The sequence below is a fragment of the Mesorhizobium sp. C264A genome (assembly GCF_040324515.1).
In the GTDB taxonomy this organism is placed as follows: Bacteria; Pseudomonadota; Alphaproteobacteria; order Rhizobiales; family Rhizobiaceae; genus Mesorhizobium.
Window position 1 is genome coordinate 606,941 of the sequence record NZ_JAMYVY010000001.1, and the last position, 18,401, is coordinate 625,341.

An 18,401-nucleotide genomic window follows, 5' to 3' on the forward strand; every position below is an offset into this window, starting at 1 on the left:
TACGGCGTCGACCGCCGGCTTAATGGCGCAAGCCGTCGCGATCAGAAACGCTCGCGATAGGCGCGCGGGTTGGTGCCCAGCACACGCAGAAAGCCGCGCCGCATGGTTTCTTCCGAGCCGAAACCGCAGCGTCGTGCCGTCTGGTTGACGGGCTGGCCACGCTCCAGCATCCGCCGCGCCGCCTCGATCCGGATCTCCTCGATCGCGCGGGCAGGTGTCCGGCCGGTGGCCTCGCGATAGCGCCGCGAGAAGCTGCGCGGGCTCATATTGGCGTGGTCGGCCAACTGCGTGAGCGACAGGTCACCGGCCAGATTTTCGAGGATCCAGCCATGCAGCCGGTCGAAGCGCCCGTCGCCTTGCTGCAGCTTGAGGGTCTGGCTGAATTGCGCCTGGCCACCGGGACGTTTCAGGAAGACCACCAACTCGCGCGCCACGGCAAGCGCCGTGTGCCGGCCAAGGTCGGCCTCGACGAGGGAGAGGGCGAGATCGATCCCCGCCGTTACGCCGGCGGATGTCCAGACATTGCCGTCGCGGATGAAGATCGGATCGGGTTCGAGCCGGACCGCGGGAAAGCGCCGGGCGAACTCCGCGCAGCGTCCCCAATGGGTCACCGCGCGGCGGCCGTCGAGCAGGCCAGCCGTCGCCAGCAGCATGGCGCCGCTGCAGACGGAAGCGGTTCGGGTGGCATCGCGCGAGCGACCGGCGATCCACTGGACCAGCACGGGATCGTCGCAGGCCGCGTTGACGCCCCATCCTCCGGGGACAAGCAGCGTGTCGATCTTACCTCCGTGGGTTGGCAGCACTGCTGCCTCCAGCACGAGACCGGCCGATGTCCGGATGCGCGGTGAGGCGGCGACGACCACGACCTCGTAAGGAGCCGGTTCGCCGGCCTGCCTTTTGAAATCATTGGCGCTGGCAAAGACCTGCAGCGGTCCGCTGACGTCGAGGAGCTGGATGTCGGGATAGGCAAGTACTTCGATACGGCGCATTGGTTTGGCCCGAAGCGAGGGATGAATGGCAATCGTGCCAAACCATGATGCCGTAGATTGCCGGAAGTCAACCCACGGAGATTTCCATGCCCCTTCGTTTCGGCATCCTCGTATTCCCCGACGTCCAACAACTCGACCTCACCGGCCCATACGAAGTCCTGGCATCGGCCAAGGATGCCGAGGTGGAATTGATCTGGAAGGATCGCAACCCGGTGACGTCATCGACGCGCCTTTCGCTGACGCCAACCGCGACCTTTGACGATTGCCGGCCCCTCGACGTGCTGTGCATTCCTGGCGGGGGCGGGGTCAACGCGCTGCTGGAGGACCAGACAGTCCTCGATTTCGTGTGGGAGCGCGCGGGGCAGGTGCGCTACATCACCTCCGTTTGCAGCGGTGCCCTGGTGCTTGGGGCGGCCGGACTGCTGAGGGGCAAGCGCGCGACCACGCACTGGTATGCGCATGATTTCCTTGAGGAGTTCGGAGCGATCCCGGTCGACGAGCGTATCGTCGAAGACGGCAAGCTCATCACCGCCGGCGGCGTCACTTCGGGGATCGACTTCGGCCTGGCGCTGGTTGCGAGGCTGCTTGGACAGGAGGAGGCCGAGATCGTGCAGCTCTCGCTCGAATACGCCCCGGCTCCTCCCTTTCGGTCCGGCACGCCCGCCGAGGCGTCGCCTGCGGTGCTGGCGCAGGCAAAAAAGCGCCTCTCTGCTTCGAGGCGGGTTCGCGAGGCAATCTTCGCTCGCTGGCGCGAGGCTCGCGCCGCCGCTGCGCCGGCGCGCATCCACGGCTGAAGCAGCAAGGCCGAAGGTGCATCCCCTGGCCCTTCGGCCTCGCTGCGTTTCCACTGTTGACAGGTCCCTTCGTCTGTGCAGAAATTGGTTGGACCATTGAACCACTTCGGTAATAGCCCCGGTGACCGAATTCAGCCTTCCGCCGATCCAGACGACGGCCCGCGACGACGCGGTGCTGAAGGCGTTGGCCGGCTTCGTCATGCGCGAGAAGCTGGAACCCGGTGAGAGGCTGCCGACCGAACGCATCCTCGCTGAGCGTCTGAAGGTCAGCCGCAACACGGTGCGCGAGGCGCTGACGCGCTGGGAAGGGCTTGGCCTGGTCGAGCGCCGGCAGGGCTCGGGCACCTATCTCAAGGCCGCCGTTTCGCTCGACATGCTGCACATGCCGCTGACGCTTGCCGGCGGCAATGATTTCACCGGCCTGATGCGCACGCTGGAAATCCGCCGCGCGCTGGAAGCGGAAGCCGCCGCCCTTTGCGCCATTCGTGCCGACAAGGACGACCTCGCCGAGATCGAGCGCAAGCTCGACATCATGGAGGAAGAGTTTCTCAGCCGCGCCGGCATGTCGTCGGAAGAGGACTGGGAATTCCATCAGGCGATCTACCGCGCCTGCGGCAATCCGCTGTTCGAGCAGATTATCGCCGCCATGCACGAACTGTTCCACCGCTTCTGGGAACATCCGCTCGGCGTGCGCGATTTCGGCCACGCAAGCTTTCCCTACCACCGCACCATGTTCGACTGCATCGCCGCGCACGATCCGGAAGGCGCCCGGGCCGAAGCGCTGAAGCTGATCGCCACGGTCGAGGACGATTTGAAGCGCGGCGCCGCCAACCTCAAACTTTCGGTCCGCACATGAACGAGCACAGCTTCGACCCAGGCATTTCCGGCAGCGACTATCTCGCCGAGGCGGCGACGCTTCTGGCGCATGACGACCCGTTCCCCGGCAATGCGGTGGTGCCGCCGATCTACCAGACCTCGCTGTTCACCTTCGCCAGCTATGCCGACATGGCCGACACCTTTGCCGGGCGCAGGAAACAGCCGATCTATTCGCGCGGCGACAATCCGACGGTGATGGAATTCGAGTCGCGCGTCGCAGCGCTTGAAGGTGCTGAAGCCGCACGTGGTTTTTCGAGCGGCATGGCTGCGATCAGCGCGACGTTGCTGGCTTTCGTCGGCGCAGGCGAACGCATCCTTGCGGTGCGCAATTGCTATGGCGACGCCTACCGACTGTTCGAGCGGCTGTTTCCGCGCCTGCATATCAAGGTCGACTATGTCGACGGCTCTGATCCGGATGCGGTGGCGGCGGCACTTCCCGGTGCGAAATTGCTCTATCTGGAAAGCCCGACCTCGATGATGTTCGAGCTGCAGGATCTCGAGCATCTGACGCGGCTGGCGAAAGAGCAGGGCATCGTCACCACCATCGACAATTCCTGGGCGACGCCGGTGTTCCAGAAGCCAATCCTGCACGGCGTCGATCTGGTGCTGCATTCCGCCTCGAAATATCTCGGCGGTCACAGCGACACCGTCGCCGGCGTGGTGGCCGGCTCGGCCGCTCACATCAAGCATATTAACGACCAGACCTACTCGCAGCTTGGCGCAAAGCTGTCGCCCTTCGAGGGCTGGCTGCTGTTGCGCGGCCTGCGCACGCTGCCGCTGAGACTGCCGCATCACATGAAGAGCGGGCTCACCATCACCGAGCGCTTGAAGGCGCATGACAAGGTCGAGCGGGTCAATCATCCTGCCTATTCCAATCATCCCGGCAAGAAGACGCTTGCCGGCTATGCCGGGCTGTTCTCCTTCGAGGTGACGGAGGATGTCGACATTCCCGCTTTCGTCAATGCGCTGAAATTTTTCCGCATTGGCGTCAGCTGGGGTGGTCATGAAAGCCTGGTCGTGCCGGCAAAGGCGTCGCTCGAGCAGACGCCGGGTCTCAATTCGATGGCGCGCTTCGGCGTCAGCCCCCGAACCATCCGCTTCAATGTCGGATTGGAAAGCGTCGAGGACCTCTGGGCCGACATCGGCCAGGCCTTCGACAAAGCAAAAAAATGACTGGGTTCAAAATGGGAGTTCTGAACATGAAAAGACTGAGCATCATGCTTGCCACCGCTGCCGGCCTGGCGATGTCCGCCAGTGGCGCATTGGCCGACACCACCCTCAAGCTGGTCGAGGTCATCACCAGCCCGCAGCGCACCGAATTCCTGAAGAAGCAGATCGCCGAGTTCGAGGCCGCCAATGCCGGCGTCAAGGTCGAGGTGGTCTCGCTGCCTTGGGGTCAGGCCTTCGAGAAATTCCTGACCATGGTGCAGGCCGGCGATACGCCCGACATCGTCGAGATGCCGGAGCGCTGGATGGGCCTCTACGCCACCAACGGCCAGCTCGAGGATCTCGGTCCCTACATGGCCAAATGGGATGATGCCAAAACGCTCGGCGACCGCGCCAAGCAGTTCGGCTCGACCGTCAACAACACCCAGTTCATGATCCCGTACGGCTACTATGTGAATGCGCTGTTCTGGAACAAGAAGCTGTTCAAGGAAGCCGGTCTCGACGGTCCGCCGGCGACGCTCGACGACTTCATCGCCGACTCCAAGAAGATCTCGGCCATTCCAGGCAAGTACGGCTATTGCTTGCGCGGTGGGCCGGGCGCCTTCAACGGCATGCACATGTTCATGAACATCGCCGCCGGCAAGGGCGGCTACTTCAACGAGGACGGCACCTCGACAATCAACGAGGAGGGCTCGGTCAAGGGCCTGCAGATGCTGGCCGACATGTACAAGGACGGGCTGGCGCCCAAGGATGCGGTGAGCTGGGGCTTTAACGAGACCGTCACCGGCTTCTATTCCGGCACCTGCGCCATGCTCAACCAGGATCCGGATGCGCTGATCGGCATTGCCGACAAGATGAGTGCCGACGATTTTGCCGTGGCGCCGCTGCCTGTGGGGCCAAGCGGCAAATCCTATCCGACGCTGGGCTATGCCGGCTGGGCGATGTTCGCCAATTCGCAGCACAAGGACGATGCCTGGAAGCTGATGGCGACGCTGTTGTCGCCCAAGGACAATCTCGAATGGGCCAAGGAAGTCGGCGTCGTGCCGATCCACAATGGCGCCGACCAGGATGCCCACTTCAAGACCGAGCAGTTCAAAGGCTGGTTCACCGAACTCAGCGACACTTCCAAATATGAAATGGTGACGCCGCCGACACATCTGGAGAACCTCGGCAATTTCGTCGACCAGGTGGCGATCAAGAATTTCCAGGAAGTGCTGCTCGGCCAGAAGTCGGCCAAGGACGTTGCCGATCAATGGGCCGCGTTCCTGACCAAGGAACAGCAGGACTGGCTGGCCAAGAACAAGAAGTAGTTCTTCCACCTTCTCCCCGTTTACGGGGAGAAGGTGGCCCGAATGCATGTCGCCCAAAAGTGCGTAGCGGTTTTGGGACAACGACATGCATAGACAGGCCCGGATGAGGGGCAGCGCGAGCACCCCAAGGCTGGCGCCGCCCCTCATCTGCCTGCCGGCATCTTCTCCCCGTGAACGGGGAGAAGGGTGCTGTTGCCGCTGTCGGCACCCACCCATGATTGTTGAGCGCTAATGACTTATGCCGTGTCCGAAATACGATCCGCCGGCCGGCCGCGAAAGAAGCGGCTGACGCATGCGGCCATCGAGCCGTGGCTTTATCTTTCGCCGGCGATCGTTCTGCTGGTCGTGGTGCTGTTGGTGCCGTTGATCATCGGCATCAGCTATTCCTTCCGCAAATTCTCCGCCTTCAAATCCGAATATGTCGGCCTTGGCCAATATCAGGCGATGCTGACCGACCAGGTGCTCGGGCAGGCGCTGGTCAACACGATGTGGTGGACCGTCGCCAGCCTGTTCTTCCAGTTCTTCCTCGGCCTGGGCCTGGCGCTGCTGCTCGACAAACCGTTTGTCGGGCGCAAGTTCGTGCAGGCGGTGGTGTTCCTGCCCTGGGCGGTGCCATCTTTCCTGTCGGGCCTGACCTGGGCGTGGCTGTTCAATCCGATCATCGGACCACTGCCGCATTGGCTCTTCACGCTCGGGCTGAAGGCCGAGCCGACCAATGTGCTGTCCGATCCGGCCACCGCCATGTGGGGGCCGATCATCGCCAACATCTGGTTCGGCATTCCGTTCTTCGCCATCACTCTGCTGGCGGCGCTGAAGTCGATCCCGTCGGAACTGCATGAGGCGGCCGCAATCGACGGCGCTTCGCCCTGGCAGCGCTTCACCAAGGTGACGCTGCCGTTCCTGGCGCCGACCATCGTCATCACCGTCATGCTGCGTACGATCTGGATCGCCACCTTCGCCGATCTGATCTTTGTCATGACCGAGGGCGGGCCGGCAGGCTCGACCAGCACGGTGCCGGTCTACATCTATGTCAGTGCCTTCAAGTCGCTGGACAAGGGCTATGCCTCCGCGGTGGCGGTGCTGCTCTTGATCTTGCTGATCGCCTATGCGATCGCGCTGATCGCCATCCGCCGCTTGCTGGTGAGGCACGTCTGATGATTGCCGGACGCTCCACCTCCTCGCGCATCTTCAGCGGCATCGGCCTCTACGCGGCGATTGCCGCCTATATGATCTTCGCCCTGTTTCCGATCTTCTGGACGCTGAAGATTTCGGTAACGCCGGAGCGGCTGCTCTATTCCGAGGGCATCACGCTGTGGCCGTCGCAGACCACCTTCCGCAACTTCATCACTGTCCTGGAAGCCTCTGACTTCCCCCGCTATTTCCTCAACAGCGTTATCGTCTCGGTGTCGACGGCGGCCCTGGTGACAGTCATCGCCACGCTCGCCGGCTACGCCATGTCGCGCTTCACCTTTCGCGGCAAGGCAACGCTGGCGATCATGCTTTTGCTGACGCAAACCTTCCCGCTGGTGATGGTCATTCCGCCGATCTACCGCGTCATGGGCGAGCTTGGCCTGACCAACAGTCTGGTTGGTCTGATCATCATCTACACCGCCTTCAACACCGCCTTCGCCACCTTTCTGATGCAGTCCTTCTTCGACGGCATTCCGAAGGATCTGGAGGAAGCGGCGATGATCGACGGCTGCACGCGGGCGCAGGCGATGCGCAAGGTGATCGTGCCGCTGACCTTGCCCGGCATGGGCGCCACGCTCGGCTTCGTCTTCACCGCCGCCTGGAGCGAATTGCTGTTCGCGCTGATGCTGATCTCCAGCGACGACCAGAAGACCTTTGCCGTCGGCCTGCTCACCTATATCGGCAAGTTCGCCGTGGACTGGGGGCAGATGATGGCGGCGTCGATCCTGGCGCTGATCCCGGTCTGCATCTTCTTCGCCTTCCTGCAACGCTATCTCGTCACCGGCCTCACCGCCGGCGCGGTCAAAGGATAATCGATGGCTTCCGTCACGCTGCAAAACGTCGAGAAGGACTACGGTTCGTTGCGCATCCTGCACGGCGTCGACCTCGAAATCGCCGATGGCGAGTTCGTCGTTCTGGTCGGCCCGTCCGGCTGCGGCAAGTCGACCCTTTTGCGCATGATTGCCGGGCTGGAGGAAGTGTCGGGCGGCGAGATCCATATCGGCGATCGGCTGGTCAACGATGTCGCGCCGAAGGACCGCGATATTGCCATGGTTTTCCAGTCCTACGCGCTCTATCCGCACATGGACGTGTCGTCGAACATGGGCTTCAGCCTGCTTTTGAAGAAGGCGGAGAAGACGACGATCGACGGCAGGGTAGGGGCGGCGGCCAAGCGCCTCGGCCTCGACAGTTTCCTCGGACGTCTGCCCAGGCAACTGTCCGGCGGCCAGCGCCAGCGCGTCGCCATGGGCCGCGCCATCGTGCGCGATCCCAAAGTGTTCCTGTTCGACGAACCGCTCAGCAATCTCGACGCCAAATTGCGCGTCCATATGCGCGCCGAGATCAAGGCGCTGCACCAGCAGCTCAAGACCACATCGGTCTATGTCACCCACGACCAGATCGAAGCCATGACTATGGCCGACCGCATCGTCGTCATGCATGACGGTTACGTCCAGCAGGTCGGCCATCCGCTCGAACTCTACGATCGGCCGATCAACACCTTCGTCGCCGGCTTCATCGGCTCGCCCGGCATGAACTTTTTTCCGGCGACAGTGGCCAAGGGCGGCAAGGTGGACGCGGTGCTGGCCGACGGCCAGAAGCTGAGATTGCCTGATGGCTTGCCATTGAAGGATGGCGATGTGCTCACCGTCGGGCTACGGCCGGAGCACATCCAGCTTGCCGACGATGGTCCGCTCAGGGCAGAGGTCGAGGTGGTCGAGCCGCTCGGCCTGTCGACGCAGTTCTATGTCCGGCTCGCCAACCAGCTGGTTTGTGTCTTCGTCATGGGACGCAGCACTATCCGGCCTGGCGATAAGGTGCGGCTGTCTGCCGATCCGGCGGCGCTGCATCTGTTCGATCCCGCAAGCGGCAACCGCATCGGGTAATCCTATCGAAGGCTGCCCAGGCTGGCATACATGCCGGTGGTGCGGAACTGCGTCGGGTTGATGCCGTAGAGCCGGCGGAAGACTTTCGAGAAATAGTTGGCGTCCTCGAAGCCGCACAGGATGGCGACCTCCTTGACCGGCAGGAAATCGGCTTTGGTTAGCAGCTTCGCCGCGCGCTGCAGCCGCTGCTGCAGCACGAACTCGGCCGGCGGAACGCCTTCGCTCTCGGCGAAGCAGCGCGAGAAATGGGCGCGGCTGAGGCCGCTGATCTGGACGAGCTCGGCCACGGGCAAGGGCTTGTCGAGATTGGCGTTGATATGATCGATGACCGGCTGCATGACGCTCTGTTTCTCAGTGAAGGCGTGCGAGCCGAAGACATCGTCGTAAAGCGCCATCGCCGCCTCATAGGCGATTGCCGAAGCAGCGCCAGGCGAAGCGCCGCCCTTGATCAGGCGCAGGCTGCAATCGGCGAGATGATCGATCGTCTCCGGCTGCAGCCGAAACACCGGGCCGGAGACGCTGAGTATGGATTTGTGGACGCGCAGCGCCTCCTCGCCATTCATCGAGATCCAGAAATATTCCCAGCGGTCGCCCTTCTCCAGCCAGTAGCGATGGTTGTGTGGCACCAGCACCAGCAGCGTGTCGTTGGCCTGCAGGCGGTAGTTGCGGTTCTCGTAGCGCAGCTGGCCGGTGCCGCTGATCGTGTGCTGCAGCACGGTGAACGGTGTCTGGCCGCGCTTGCGCCCATCCCAGTCGTAAGTCACGCCCTCGCGTACTTCATAGCCGGTGCTGGTTGGCATGGCATGCAGGCGCTGGCGGCCGCGCGGCAGCGAGATGGTGCGCATCAACTGTCCGTTGGCGATCAGATCATGCAGCACAAAATTACCCTCGAAAGCATAATCGTTCTCTGGCCGCGCCCTGGAATAACGGCATAATCCAAATCCTGAGAACGCGAAAGACCCGCGGTCGAGGAGCGGGCGGGGAGGAGAACGAGCCGGAATTCCGGCTCGAATGGCATGCGCGCCAAGGCGGGCCGCCATTCCCTTTCCTGTTGCTCCTTACCCGGCATTCGAATGGATCGAGGTGAAGGTGATGAGTTTCAAAATCGCTATTATCGGCGCGGGCAGCGTCGGCTTCACCAAGAAGCTGTTCACCGACATTTTGTGCATCCCGGAATTCAGCGACATCGAATTCGCGCTGACCGATCTCAGCGAACACAATCTGCAAATGATCAAGGCGATCCTCGACCGCATCGTCGAGGCCAACAAGCTGCCGACCAGGGTGACGGCGACGACCGACCGCCGCAAGGCGCTGGAAGGCGCGCGCTACGTCATCAGCTGCGTGCGGGTGGGCGGGCTCGAAGCCTATGCCGACGATATCCGCATTCCCTTGAAATACGGCATCGACCAGTGCGTCGGTGACACGATTTGCGCCGGGGGCATCCTCTACGGCCAGCGCAACATCCCGGTCATCCTCGACTTCTGCAAGGACATATTGGAGGTCGCCGAGCCAGGCGCCAAATTCCTCAACTATGCCAACCCGATGGCGATGAACACCTGGGCGGCGATCGAATATGGCAAGGTCGATACGGTCGGCCTCTGCCACGGTGTCCAGCACGGCGCCGAACAGATCGCCGAAGTGCTCGGCGCCAAGTCGCACAGCGAACTCGATTATGTCTGCTCCGGTATCAACCACCAGACCTGGTTCATCGATTTGCGGCTCAACGGCCGCAAGATCGGCAAGGACGAACTGGTGGCTGCCTTCGAGGCGCATCCGGTCTATTCGCAGCAGGAAAAGCTGCGCATCGACGTGCTGAAGCGCTTCGGCGTCTACTCCACCGAAAGCAACGGTCATCTCTCTGAATATCTGCCCTGGTATCGCAAGCGGCCGGACGAAATCACCCGCTGGATCGACATGTCCGACTGGATCCATGGCGAGACCGGCGGCTATCTTCGCTACTCCACGGAAACCCGCAACTGGTTCGAGACGGAATATCCGCAATTCCTCGAAGCGGCGTCGAAGCCGCTCGACGTATCGAAGCGCTCGAACGAGCATGCCAGCCATATTCTCGAAGCGCTGGAGACGAACCGCGTCTATCGCGGCCACTTCAACGTCAAGAACACGGGCATCATCACCAATCTGCCGCAGGACGCGATCATCGAATCGCCCGGCTTCGTCGATCGCTTCGGCATCAACATGGCGTCAGGCATCACGCTGCCGGAAGCCTGCGCGGCCACCTGCATGGCTTCGATCAACGTCCAGCGCATGTCGGTGCATGCGGCTGTTACGGGCGACATTGACCTGCTCAAGCTCGCGGTGCTGCACGATCCGCTGGTGGGTGCGGTGTCGACGCCGGAAGAGGTCTGGCAGATGGTCGACGAGATGGTCGTCGCCCAGGCGCGTTGGCTGCCGCAATACGCCGATGCCGTGCCGGCCGCCAAGGAGCGGCTTTCGAAATCGATGGTGAAAACCCGCGACTGGGCGGGTGCGGCGCGGCGCAAAGTGCGCTCGATCGAGGAACTGCGCGCCGAAAAAACGGCCCTGAAACAGGCCGGCTGAGAATGCTGGCAGGCGGACAGCGGGAGGCCGGTTCGCCAATCAGCCGTCATGAATAGATGCGGCAGCAGCAGACGTCGAAACATCTGGGAGGAACACAATGAGGAACTTTCGTGGAATTGGCATTCTCGCCGGTCGAAGAATTGGCATTCTCGCCGGGCGAAGAATTGGCATTCTCGCCGGGCGAAGAATTGGCATTCTCGCCGGGCGAAGAATTGGCATTCTCGCCGGGCGAAGAATTGGCATTCTCGCCGGGCTGGCGCTGAGCGTCTCGGCATTGGCGCTTGGCAGTGCATACGCGTCCGAGCCGACCACGCCGCCGGCGCCGGCGGCGTTTCCCGCCGAGGGCAAGATCAAATACGTCGCCCGCGATTCCATCCTGGAGTTCAAGGCGCTGCCCGAATATCACGAGCCCGAGTGGGTCACCGAGAAATACGTCAAGACTGGCAAGCTGCCGCCGGTCAAGGATCGCCTGCCGAAGGAGCCGCTGGTGTTCAAGACCGGCAACATGCCGGACGGCATCGGCGTTTATGGCGACACCATGCGCCACGTCATTGGCGGCCGGCCGGAAGGCTGGAATTATGGCGCCGGCCAGACCCAAGGATGGGGCGGCATCGACATCGGCCTTTCGGAATGCCTGACGCGCACCGCGCCTTTGTTCCAGGTCGAGGCCAAGGACACCGAGCCGCTGCCCAACCTCGCCAGGAGCTGGGACTGGTCGAAGGATGGCCACACGCTGACCATGCACCTGGTCGAAGGCGCCAAATGGTCTGACGGCGTTGCCTTCAATGCCGACGATGTCATGTTCTACTGGGACGATGAGGTCGTCGACCCCAATGTCTCGCCGTTGAACGGCGCCACAGCGGAAACCTTCGGTGTCGGCACGACGCTGAAGAAGGTCGACGACTACACCGTCGAGTGGACCTTCAAGGACGCTTTCCCCAAACAGTATCTCTACGCCATGGCCTATGGCACCTTCTGCCCCGGCCCGGCGCATATCCTCAAGCCGCAGCATCCGAAGTACTCGAAGAATACCTACGAGCAGTTCAAGAACGCGTTCCCGCCGGAATATATGAACATTCCGGTGATGGGCGCCTGGGTGCCGGTGGAGTATAGGCCTGACGACATCATCGTCTTGCGCCGCAATCCCTACTACTGGAAGGTCGACGAGAAGGGCAACCAGCTGCCCTATCTCAACGAACTGCACTACAAGCTGTCGACCTGGGCCGACCGCGACGTGCAGGCGGTGGCAGGGGCCGCCGACTTCTCCAACCTCGAGCAGCCGGAGAATTTCGTCGCTTCGCTGAAGCGAGCGGCGGACAAGGACGCGCCGGCCCGGCTCGCCTTTGGCCCGCGCCTGATCGGCTACAATCTGCGCATGAACTTTTCCGCCAATGGCTGGGGCAATCCCGACGAACGCGGCCAGGCGATCCGCGAGCTCAATCGCAATGAGGACTTCCGCAAGGGCATCACCATGGCGCTCGACCGCAAGGCGCTCGGCGACTCGCTGGTCAAGGGGCCGTTCACCGCCATCTACCCCGGTGGCTTTTCCTCGGGCACCAGCTTCTATGACCGCAACTCGACCGTCTACTATCCCTTCGACATCGAGGGCGCCAAGGCGGAACTGGCCAAGGCTGGTCTCAAGGATACGGATGGCGACGGCTTCGTGAACTTCCCGGCCGGGACCGCCGGCGGCAAGAATGTCGAGATCGTGATGCTGGTCAACAATGACTACGGCACTGACAAGAGCCTCGCCGAAGGCGTCGTCGGCCAGATGGAAAAGCTTGGCATCAGGGTCGTGCTCAACGGCCTCAACGGCACCCAGCGTGATGCCTCGCAATATTCCGGCCGCTTCGACTGGCTGATCAGGCGCAACGAGCAGGAGCTGACTTCCGTCGTGCAGAATACCGTGCAACTCGCGCCCGTCGGACCCAAGACCAGCTGGGATCACCGCGCGCCCGAAAGCGGCGTGGTCGACCTGATGCCGTTCGAAAAGGAGCTTGTCGACATCGTCAACAAGTTCGTCTCCTCGTCAGACAATGACGAGCGCGCCAGCCTGATGAAGACGTTCCAGAAGATCTCGACGGAGCATGTCTACAATATCGGACTGACCGAATATCCCGGCGCCCTGATCATCAACAAGCGCTTCTCCAACATCCCGCAGGGAACGCCGATCTTCATGTTCAACTGGGCCGAGGATTCGATCGTGCGCGAACGCGTCTTCGTCGCCGCCGACAAGCAGCAAAAATACGAACTCTTTCCCGACCAGCTTCCCGGCAAGCCCGGCGACAAGGGTCCGACGAACTGAGTTTCCTCCCCTGGCTGACGCCCGGCCGCGCTGCGCGCGCGGCCGGGACGGAGTAAGGTCAGCGGCAACAGATTAGATCAAAGGAGGAGAAACGGTCCGATGCTGCGATTCCTGGCCATGCGCATAGCATCGGCGGTCCCGGTCATGGTCATCCTGAGCCTGGTCACCTTTGCCATCATCCAGGCGCCGCCGGGCGACTATGCCGACTATATCCGCTCGCAGCTCATCAACCAGGGCGGGGCGTCTTTTGCCGAAGCCGACGCGCAGGCGCAGGCCTATCGGGTCGAGCACGGCCTCGATAAACCGCTGCCCGTCCAGTACCTGAACTGGGTCGCCGGCATCGTCACCCGCGGTGATTTCGGCTACAGCCTCTATTACAACAAGCCGGTCGCCGCCGTGGTCGGCGAGCGGCTGCCGCGCACGCTGCTGCTGGCGCTGGTCTGCCATCTCCTGGCCTCGGTGCTCGGCATCACCTTCGGCATCTGGGCGGCGACCAGGCAATACACCTGGATTGACTCGGCGCTGTCGGCAATCTCCTTCCTCGGCATGACGGTGCCGCGCTTCCTGATGGCGCTGATCATCGTCTATCTCCTGGTCTTCCAGTTCAACGTGTCGGAGATCGGCAGCTTCTTCTCGCCGCAATATGGCGGCGCGCCGTGGTCGTGGGCGAAATTCGCCGACCTCGTCAAGCATGTCTGGCCGGTGGTGGCGATCGCCACCTTCGGCGGGCTCGCCTACAATATGCGCGTCATGCGCGGCAATCTGCTCGATACGCTGAACGCGCAATATGTCGAGACGGCCAAGGCCAAGGGCCTGACCGGCAGCGCCGTCGTCATGCGCCATGCCGTGCCCAACGCGCTGCATCCGCTCATCATGTATCAGGGCGTGGTGCTGCCCTACATGCTGACCGGCGAGATCGAGACGGCGATCATCTTTGCGTTGCCGACGGTCGGGCCAGCCATCGTCGGCTCGATGGCGGTCGGCGACGTCTACGTCACGGCGACCTTCATGATGGTGCTGTCGGCAACGCTGATCGTCGGCAACATCATCGCCGACATGCTGCTCGCGCTGCTCGATCCGCGCGTGCGCCAGTTCAGGGAGAGCTAGATGCTGGCGCGTGACCCATCCCCGCCGCCGCCCCCGGCTGAAGCAACCGCGATTGCGACCCCGCGCGGCAATGAGAGCTATATGGCGCTGGTCTGGCGCCGGCTGAGGCGCTCCTGGACCGGCATGGCTGGGCTGATCCTGGTCGTGCTTCTGGTGCTGATGGCGCTGTTTGCCGATTTCTTCGCGCCGATGGACCCCAAGGTGACCGATGTCGCTTTCGCCCCGCCGCAAGTGATGAGTTTTCACGACAGAGACGGGAATTTCGTGCTCCAGCCGCGGGTCTATGCGCTGGCGGATTCTGCAGACCTTGACCCGGTCACCTTCCAGCCGGTCGTCGGGCCGGATTACGAGCATCCGCGCCTGCTCGGCTTCTTCGTCAAGGGCGCGGACTACCGGCTGCTTGGCCTGATCCCCGCCAAACGGCATTTCTTCGCTTCGGCCGACGGCCAGCCGGTGCATTTTCTCGGCACCGACAAATTCGGCCGCGATGTGCTGTCGCGCGCCATCCAGGGCTCGCGCGTCTCGCTGATGATTGCGCTGACGGTGGTGTTCATCATCACCGTCATCGGCACCACGGTCGGCATGGTCTCCGGCTATTTCGGCGGCCGCTTCGACGTCTGGATGCAGCGCTTCGTCGAGCTGGTGCTCGCCTTCCCGCAATTGCCGCTTTATCTTGCGCTGACGACGCTGATCCCGGTGACCGCGCCGACCAACGTCTTCCTCGCCTTCGTCATCATCGTCATGTCGGCGCTGGGCTGGGCGCAGATGTCGCGCGAGGTGCGCGGCAAGACGCTGGCGCTGGCGCGGATCGACTATGTGCGCGCCGCCATGGCGGTTGGCGCCACCGACATGCGTATCATCATGCAGCACATTTTTCCCAATGTGATGAGCCACGTCATCGTCGCCGTGACGATCGCGATCCCGACGGTGGTACTGCTCGAAGCCTTTCTCGGCTTCCTCGGCTTCGCGGTGAAACCGCCGCTGATCTCATGGGGGCTGATGCTGCAGGACACGGCTACCTATTCGGTCATCGGCACCTATCCGTGGATCCTGTCGCCGGTCGGCTTCGTGCTGATCACCGTCTTTGCCTTCAACGCGCTGGGCGACGGCCTGCGCGATGCCGTCGATCCTTATTGAGGTGGCCGGGATGACTGTAGCGCTCGCAGCCACCTTCGCACCAGCCGTCCGGTTCGACCATGCCGGCCGCCACGACCAACCCATCATCGATGCCCGCAACATCGAGGTCGCCTTCAAGGTCGAGCACGGCGTCGTCGACGCGGTGAAGGATGTCTCGTTCCAGCTCTATCGCGGGGAGACGATCGCCATCGTCGGCGAGTCCGGTTCCGGCAAGTCGGTGACGGCGCGCGCTGTCATGGGGCTCTTGTCAAAGCGGGCCACCGTGTCGCCGAAATCCACCATTGACCATTGCGGGCAGGACATACTGAAATTCCCCGAGAGCGCCCGGCGCAAGTTGCGCGGCAATCGCATCTCGATGATCTTCCAGGAGCCGATGAGCTCGCTCAACCCGATCTATACGGTCGGCAGTCAGATCGTCGAGGCGATCAGAGTGCATCGAAAGGTCAGCCGCAAGCAAGCCTGGGCGCGGGCGCTCGAGCTTTTGCGGCATGTCCAGATCCCCGAGCCGGAAGCGCGCATCAAACAGTATCCGCACCAGATGTCGGGCGGGCAGCGCCAGCGCGTGATGATCGCCATGGCGCTCGCCAACGACCCCGATGTGCTGATCGCTGACGAGCCGACGACGGCGCTCGACGTCACGGTGCAGGCGCAGATCCTCAATTTGATCCGCAATCTGCAAAAAGAACTCAGGATGGCGGTCATCCTGATCACCCACGACCTCACCGTGGTGCGGAAATTCTCGGACTATGTCTATGTCATGCAGCATGGCGAGATGTGCGAGCACAACGTTACCGAGCGGCTGTTCGCCGACCCGCAGCATGCCTATACCAAGCGGCTGCTCGCGTCCGAGCCGCACGGCAAGCCGCAGCCGCTGCCGGAAAACAGCGGCACCATCCTCGAGGCCCGCGATATGCGCGTCTGCTTCATGCTGCGCCATGGCAGCTTCCTGAAGCCGGACTGGCGCGAACTGGTCGCCGTCGACGATCTCGGCCTGAAGCTTTGCCGCCACGAAACACTGGGGCTGGTCGGCGAATCCGGCTCCGGCAAGACCACGTTCGGTCTCGCCTTGCTCAAGCTCACCGAGGCCAAGCGCGGCGAGGTCAGCTTCGACGGCCAGCCGATCCACGGCCTGTCGCGCGCCGGGATGCGGCCGCTGCGCTCGCGCATGCAGGTCGTTTTTCAGGATCCGTTCTCGTCGCTTAACCCGCGTATGACGATCGGCCAGATCATCGAGGAAGGGCTGGTCGTCAACAGGATCGGCGCGACACGGCGCGAGCGGGTCGGTCGGGTGCGCGACGCCCTGGTCAGCGCCGGCATGCCCGGCGATATCCTGTCGCGGTTCCCGCACGAATTTTCCGGCGGCCAGCGGCAGCGCATCGCCATTGCCCGAGCCATCGCGCTGGAGCCCGAATTCATCCTGCTCGACGAACCGACATCGGCGCTCGACCTTTCGGTGCAGGCGCAGATCATCGACCTGTTGCGCAAGCTGCAGGACGAACGCGGCCTTAGCTATCTCTTCATTTCGCACGACCTCAAGGTCGTGCGCGCGCTCTGCCACCGTGTCATCGTCATGCAGAACGGCAAGATCGTCGAACAGGGACCCGTGGACGAGGTCCTCACCCATCCCAAGACCGCCTACACCGAACGGCTCGTCAGGGCCGCCTTCGACGTGGCGTAGCAAAGTGCCGGAGGTTTAATAGTGGCAAGACATCCCAGGATCACCTTCATTGGCGCGGGTTCGACCGTGTTCATGAAGAACATTGTCGGCGACGTGCTGCAGCGGCCATCGCTGTCAGGCGCGACGATCGCGCTGATGGACATCAATCCGCAGCGGCTGGAAGAGAGCGCCATAGTCGTCAACAAGCTGATCGCGACGCTGGGCGTGAAGGCGAAGGCCGAGACCTATTCCGACCAACGCAAGGCGCTCGCCGGTGCCGACTTCGTCGTCGTCGCCTTCCAGATCGGCGGCTTTGAGCCCTGCACCGTCACCGATTTCGAGGTGCCGAAGAAATACGGCCTGCGCCAGACCATTGCCGACACGCTCGGCGTCGGGGGCATCATGCGCGGCCTCCGGACCGTGCCGCATCTGTGGAAGATCTGCGAGGACATGCTGGCCGTCTGCCCCGACGCGATCATGCTGCAATATGTCAACCCGATGGCGATCAACACCTGGGCGATCTCAGAGAAATACCCTGAGATCAAACAGGTAGGCCTCTGCCACTCGGTGCAGGGCACGGCGATGGAACTGGCGCACGATCTCGACATTCCCTACGACGAGATACGCTACCGCTCGGCCGGCATCAACCACATGGCCTTCTACCTGAAGTTCGAGCACCGGCAGCCGGATGGCTCTTACCGCAACCTCTATCCGGACCTGGTCCGCGCCTATCGCGAAGGCAGGGCGCCGAAGCCGGGCTGGAACCCGCGCTGCCCCAACAAGGTGCGCTACGAGATGCTGACGCGGCTCGGCTATTTCGTCACCGAAAGCTCCGAGCATTTCGCCGAATACACGCCCTATTTCATCAAGGAAGGCCGCCCCGACCTGATCGACAAGTTCGGCATTCCGCTCGACGAATATCCCAAGCGCTGCATCGAACAGATCGAGCGCTGGAAGGGCCAGGCCGAGGCCTATCGCTCGGCCGACCGCATCGAGGTCGAGCAATCGAAGGAATACGCGTCCTCGATCATGAACTCGGTGTGGACCGGGGAGCCTTCGGTGATCTACGGCAATGTCCGCAACAATGGCTGCATCACCTCGCTGCCGGACAATTGCGCCGCCGAGGTGCCGTGTCTGGTGGACGCCTCCGGCATCCAGCCGACCTATATTGGCGAGCTGCCGCCGCAACTCACCGCGTTGATACGCACCAACATCAATGTGCAGGAACTGACGGTGCAGGCGTTGATGACCGAAAACCGCGAGCACATCTACCACGCGGCGATGATGGACCCGCATACGGCGGCCGAACTCGATCTCGACCAGATCTGGGCGCTGGTCGATGAGTTGCTGGCGACACATGGCGACTGGCTGCCGACCTGGGCGCGTGGGAGCGCCAAGGTCCGGGCCGCCTGAGCGCTGCTGCGGC

The 18,401-nt window shown here is 62.8% G+C and carries 16 protein-coding genes; 14 read left to right on the forward strand and 2 right to left on the reverse strand.

The genetic code is table 11. The features are described 5' to 3' along the window. Window positions 1-41 precede the first annotated feature (41 nt). A complete protein-coding gene (locus tag NKL04_RS02980; protein WP_023702129.1) occupies window positions 42-989 on the reverse strand; it encodes a GlxA family transcriptional regulator in 948 nt (315 codons plus the stop codon). 86 nt (window positions 990-1,075) lie between these two features. Between NKL04_RS02980 and NKL04_RS02985 the strand changes: the two genes are divergently transcribed. From NKL04_RS02985 to NKL04_RS03015, 7 genes are all read left to right on the forward strand, one after another. Then, a complete protein-coding gene (locus NKL04_RS02985; RefSeq protein ID WP_023702130.1) occupies window positions 1,076-1,783 on the forward strand; it encodes a DJ-1/PfpI family protein in 708 nt (235 codons plus the stop codon). Between the two features lie 121 nt (window positions 1,784-1,904). Continuing rightward, on the forward strand, window positions 1,905-2,639 hold the full coding sequence (locus NKL04_RS02990) for a FadR/GntR family transcriptional regulator (protein ID WP_023668124.1): 735 nt from the start codon (window positions 1,905-1,907) through the stop codon (window positions 2,637-2,639). Then, window positions 2,636-3,832 (forward strand): PLP-dependent transferase, encoded by a 1,197-nt coding sequence (locus NKL04_RS02995; protein WP_023702131.1) that lies wholly within the window; start codon window positions 2,636-2,638, stop codon window positions 3,830-3,832. Before NKL04_RS02990 ends, NKL04_RS02995 begins: the two co-directional genes overlap by 4 nt. A 26-nt stretch (window positions 3,833-3,858) precedes the next feature. Beyond that, window positions 3,859-5,136, forward strand: a complete 1,278-nt coding sequence (locus NKL04_RS03000; RefSeq protein WP_023685297.1) for an ABC transporter substrate-binding protein — start codon at window positions 3,859-3,861, stop codon at window positions 5,134-5,136. A gap of 231 nt (window positions 5,137-5,367) precedes the next feature. Further along, window positions 5,368-6,291, forward strand: a complete 924-nt coding sequence (locus NKL04_RS03005; RefSeq protein WP_023702132.1) for a carbohydrate ABC transporter permease — start codon at window positions 5,368-5,370, stop codon at window positions 6,289-6,291. Further along, on the forward strand, window positions 6,291-7,139 hold the full coding sequence (locus NKL04_RS03010; protein ID WP_023668128.1) for a carbohydrate ABC transporter permease: 849 nt from the start codon (window positions 6,291-6,293) through the stop codon (window positions 7,137-7,139). The genes NKL04_RS03005 and NKL04_RS03010 overlap by 1 nt, the downstream gene beginning before the upstream one ends. Window positions 7,140-7,142: 3 nt before the next feature. Next, window positions 7,143-8,210: an ABC transporter ATP-binding protein gene (locus NKL04_RS03015; protein ID WP_023687909.1), complete on the forward strand. Its 1,068-nt coding sequence runs from the start codon at window positions 7,143-7,145 to the stop codon at window positions 8,208-8,210. Window positions 8,211-8,212: 2 nt separating this feature from the next. Here NKL04_RS03015 and NKL04_RS03020 read toward each other — a convergent pair whose 3' ends face one another. Then, complete coding sequence (locus NKL04_RS03020; protein ID WP_081725414.1) at window positions 8,213-9,055, reverse strand: AraC family ligand binding domain-containing protein; 843 nt, start codon at window positions 9,053-9,055, stop codon at window positions 8,213-8,215. A 247-nt stretch (window positions 9,056-9,302) separates the two neighbouring features. Between NKL04_RS03020 and NKL04_RS03025 the strand changes: the two genes are divergently transcribed. The 7 genes from NKL04_RS03025 (at window position 9,303) to NKL04_RS03055 (ending at window position 18,388) form a co-directional block, all read left to right on the forward strand. After that, complete coding sequence (locus tag NKL04_RS03025; RefSeq protein WP_031197811.1) at window positions 9,303-10,769, forward strand: alpha-glucosidase/alpha-galactosidase; 1,467 nt, start codon at window positions 9,303-9,305, stop codon at window positions 10,767-10,769. A gap of 110 nt (window positions 10,770-10,879) precedes the next feature. After that, a complete protein-coding gene (locus NKL04_RS03030; protein WP_352724097.1) occupies window positions 10,880-11,032 on the forward strand; it encodes a hypothetical protein in 153 nt (50 codons plus the stop codon). Next, window positions 10,987-13,074: an ABC transporter substrate-binding protein gene (locus tag NKL04_RS03035; protein WP_031198399.1), complete on the forward strand. Its 2,088-nt coding sequence runs from the start codon at window positions 10,987-10,989 to the stop codon at window positions 13,072-13,074. Before NKL04_RS03030 ends, NKL04_RS03035 begins: the two co-directional genes overlap by 46 nt. 99 nt (window positions 13,075-13,173) lie before the next feature. Continuing rightward, window positions 13,174-14,181, forward strand: a complete 1,008-nt coding sequence (locus NKL04_RS03040; RefSeq protein WP_023702135.1) for an ABC transporter permease — start codon at window positions 13,174-13,176, stop codon at window positions 14,179-14,181. Further along, window positions 14,182-15,318 (forward strand): ABC transporter permease, encoded by a 1,137-nt coding sequence (locus NKL04_RS03045; RefSeq protein WP_023702136.1) that lies wholly within the window; start codon window positions 14,182-14,184, stop codon window positions 15,316-15,318. It abuts the gene before it with no gap. 10 nt (window positions 15,319-15,328) lie between these two features. Further along, window positions 15,329-16,996 carry an ABC transporter ATP-binding protein gene (locus NKL04_RS03050; RefSeq protein ID WP_031209647.1) on the forward strand — a complete coding sequence of 556 codons (1,668 nt, stop codon included), beginning with the start codon at window positions 15,329-15,331 and terminating at the stop codon, window positions 16,994-16,996. 21 nt (window positions 16,997-17,017) lie between these two features. Beyond that, window positions 17,018-18,388, forward strand: a complete 1,371-nt coding sequence (locus NKL04_RS03055; RefSeq protein ID WP_023702138.1) for an alpha-glucosidase/alpha-galactosidase — start codon at window positions 17,018-17,020, stop codon at window positions 18,386-18,388. The last annotated feature ends 13 nt before the right edge of the window (window positions 18,389-18,401 follow it).

What these genes read in the sequence shown, in the direction of transcription:
- NKL04_RS02980 (WP_023702129.1), bottom strand. Translation starts at nt 989, where the DNA reads ATGCGCCGTATCGAAGTACTTGCCTATCCCGACATCCAGCTCCTCGAC.
- NKL04_RS02985 (WP_023702130.1), top strand. Translation starts at nt 1,076, where the DNA reads ATGCCCCTTCGTTTCGGCATCCTCGTATTCCCCGACGTCCAACAACTC.
- NKL04_RS02995 (WP_023702131.1), top strand. Translation starts at nt 2,636, where the DNA reads ATGAACGAGCACAGCTTCGACCCAGGCATTTCCGGCAGCGACTATCTC.
- NKL04_RS03000 (WP_023685297.1), top strand. Translation starts at nt 3,859, where the DNA reads ATGAAAAGACTGAGCATCATGCTTGCCACCGCTGCCGGCCTGGCGATG.
- NKL04_RS03005 (WP_023702132.1), top strand. Translation starts at nt 5,368, where the DNA reads ATGACTTATGCCGTGTCCGAAATACGATCCGCCGGCCGGCCGCGAAAG.
- NKL04_RS03010 (WP_023668128.1), top strand. Translation starts at nt 6,291, where the DNA reads ATGATTGCCGGACGCTCCACCTCCTCGCGCATCTTCAGCGGCATCGGC.
- NKL04_RS03015 (WP_023687909.1), top strand. Translation starts at nt 7,143, where the DNA reads ATGGCTTCCGTCACGCTGCAAAACGTCGAGAAGGACTACGGTTCGTTG.
- NKL04_RS03020 (WP_081725414.1), bottom strand. Translation starts at nt 9,055, where the DNA reads ATGCGCACCATCTCGCTGCCGCGCGGCCGCCAGCGCCTGCATGCCATG.
- NKL04_RS03025 (WP_031197811.1), top strand. Translation starts at nt 9,303, where the DNA reads ATGAGTTTCAAAATCGCTATTATCGGCGCGGGCAGCGTCGGCTTCACC.
- NKL04_RS03040 (WP_023702135.1), top strand. Translation starts at nt 13,174, where the DNA reads ATGCTGCGATTCCTGGCCATGCGCATAGCATCGGCGGTCCCGGTCATG.
- NKL04_RS03045 (WP_023702136.1), top strand. Translation starts at nt 14,182, where the DNA reads ATGCTGGCGCGTGACCCATCCCCGCCGCCGCCCCCGGCTGAAGCAACC.
- NKL04_RS03050 (WP_031209647.1), top strand. Translation starts at nt 15,329, where the DNA reads ATGACTGTAGCGCTCGCAGCCACCTTCGCACCAGCCGTCCGGTTCGAC.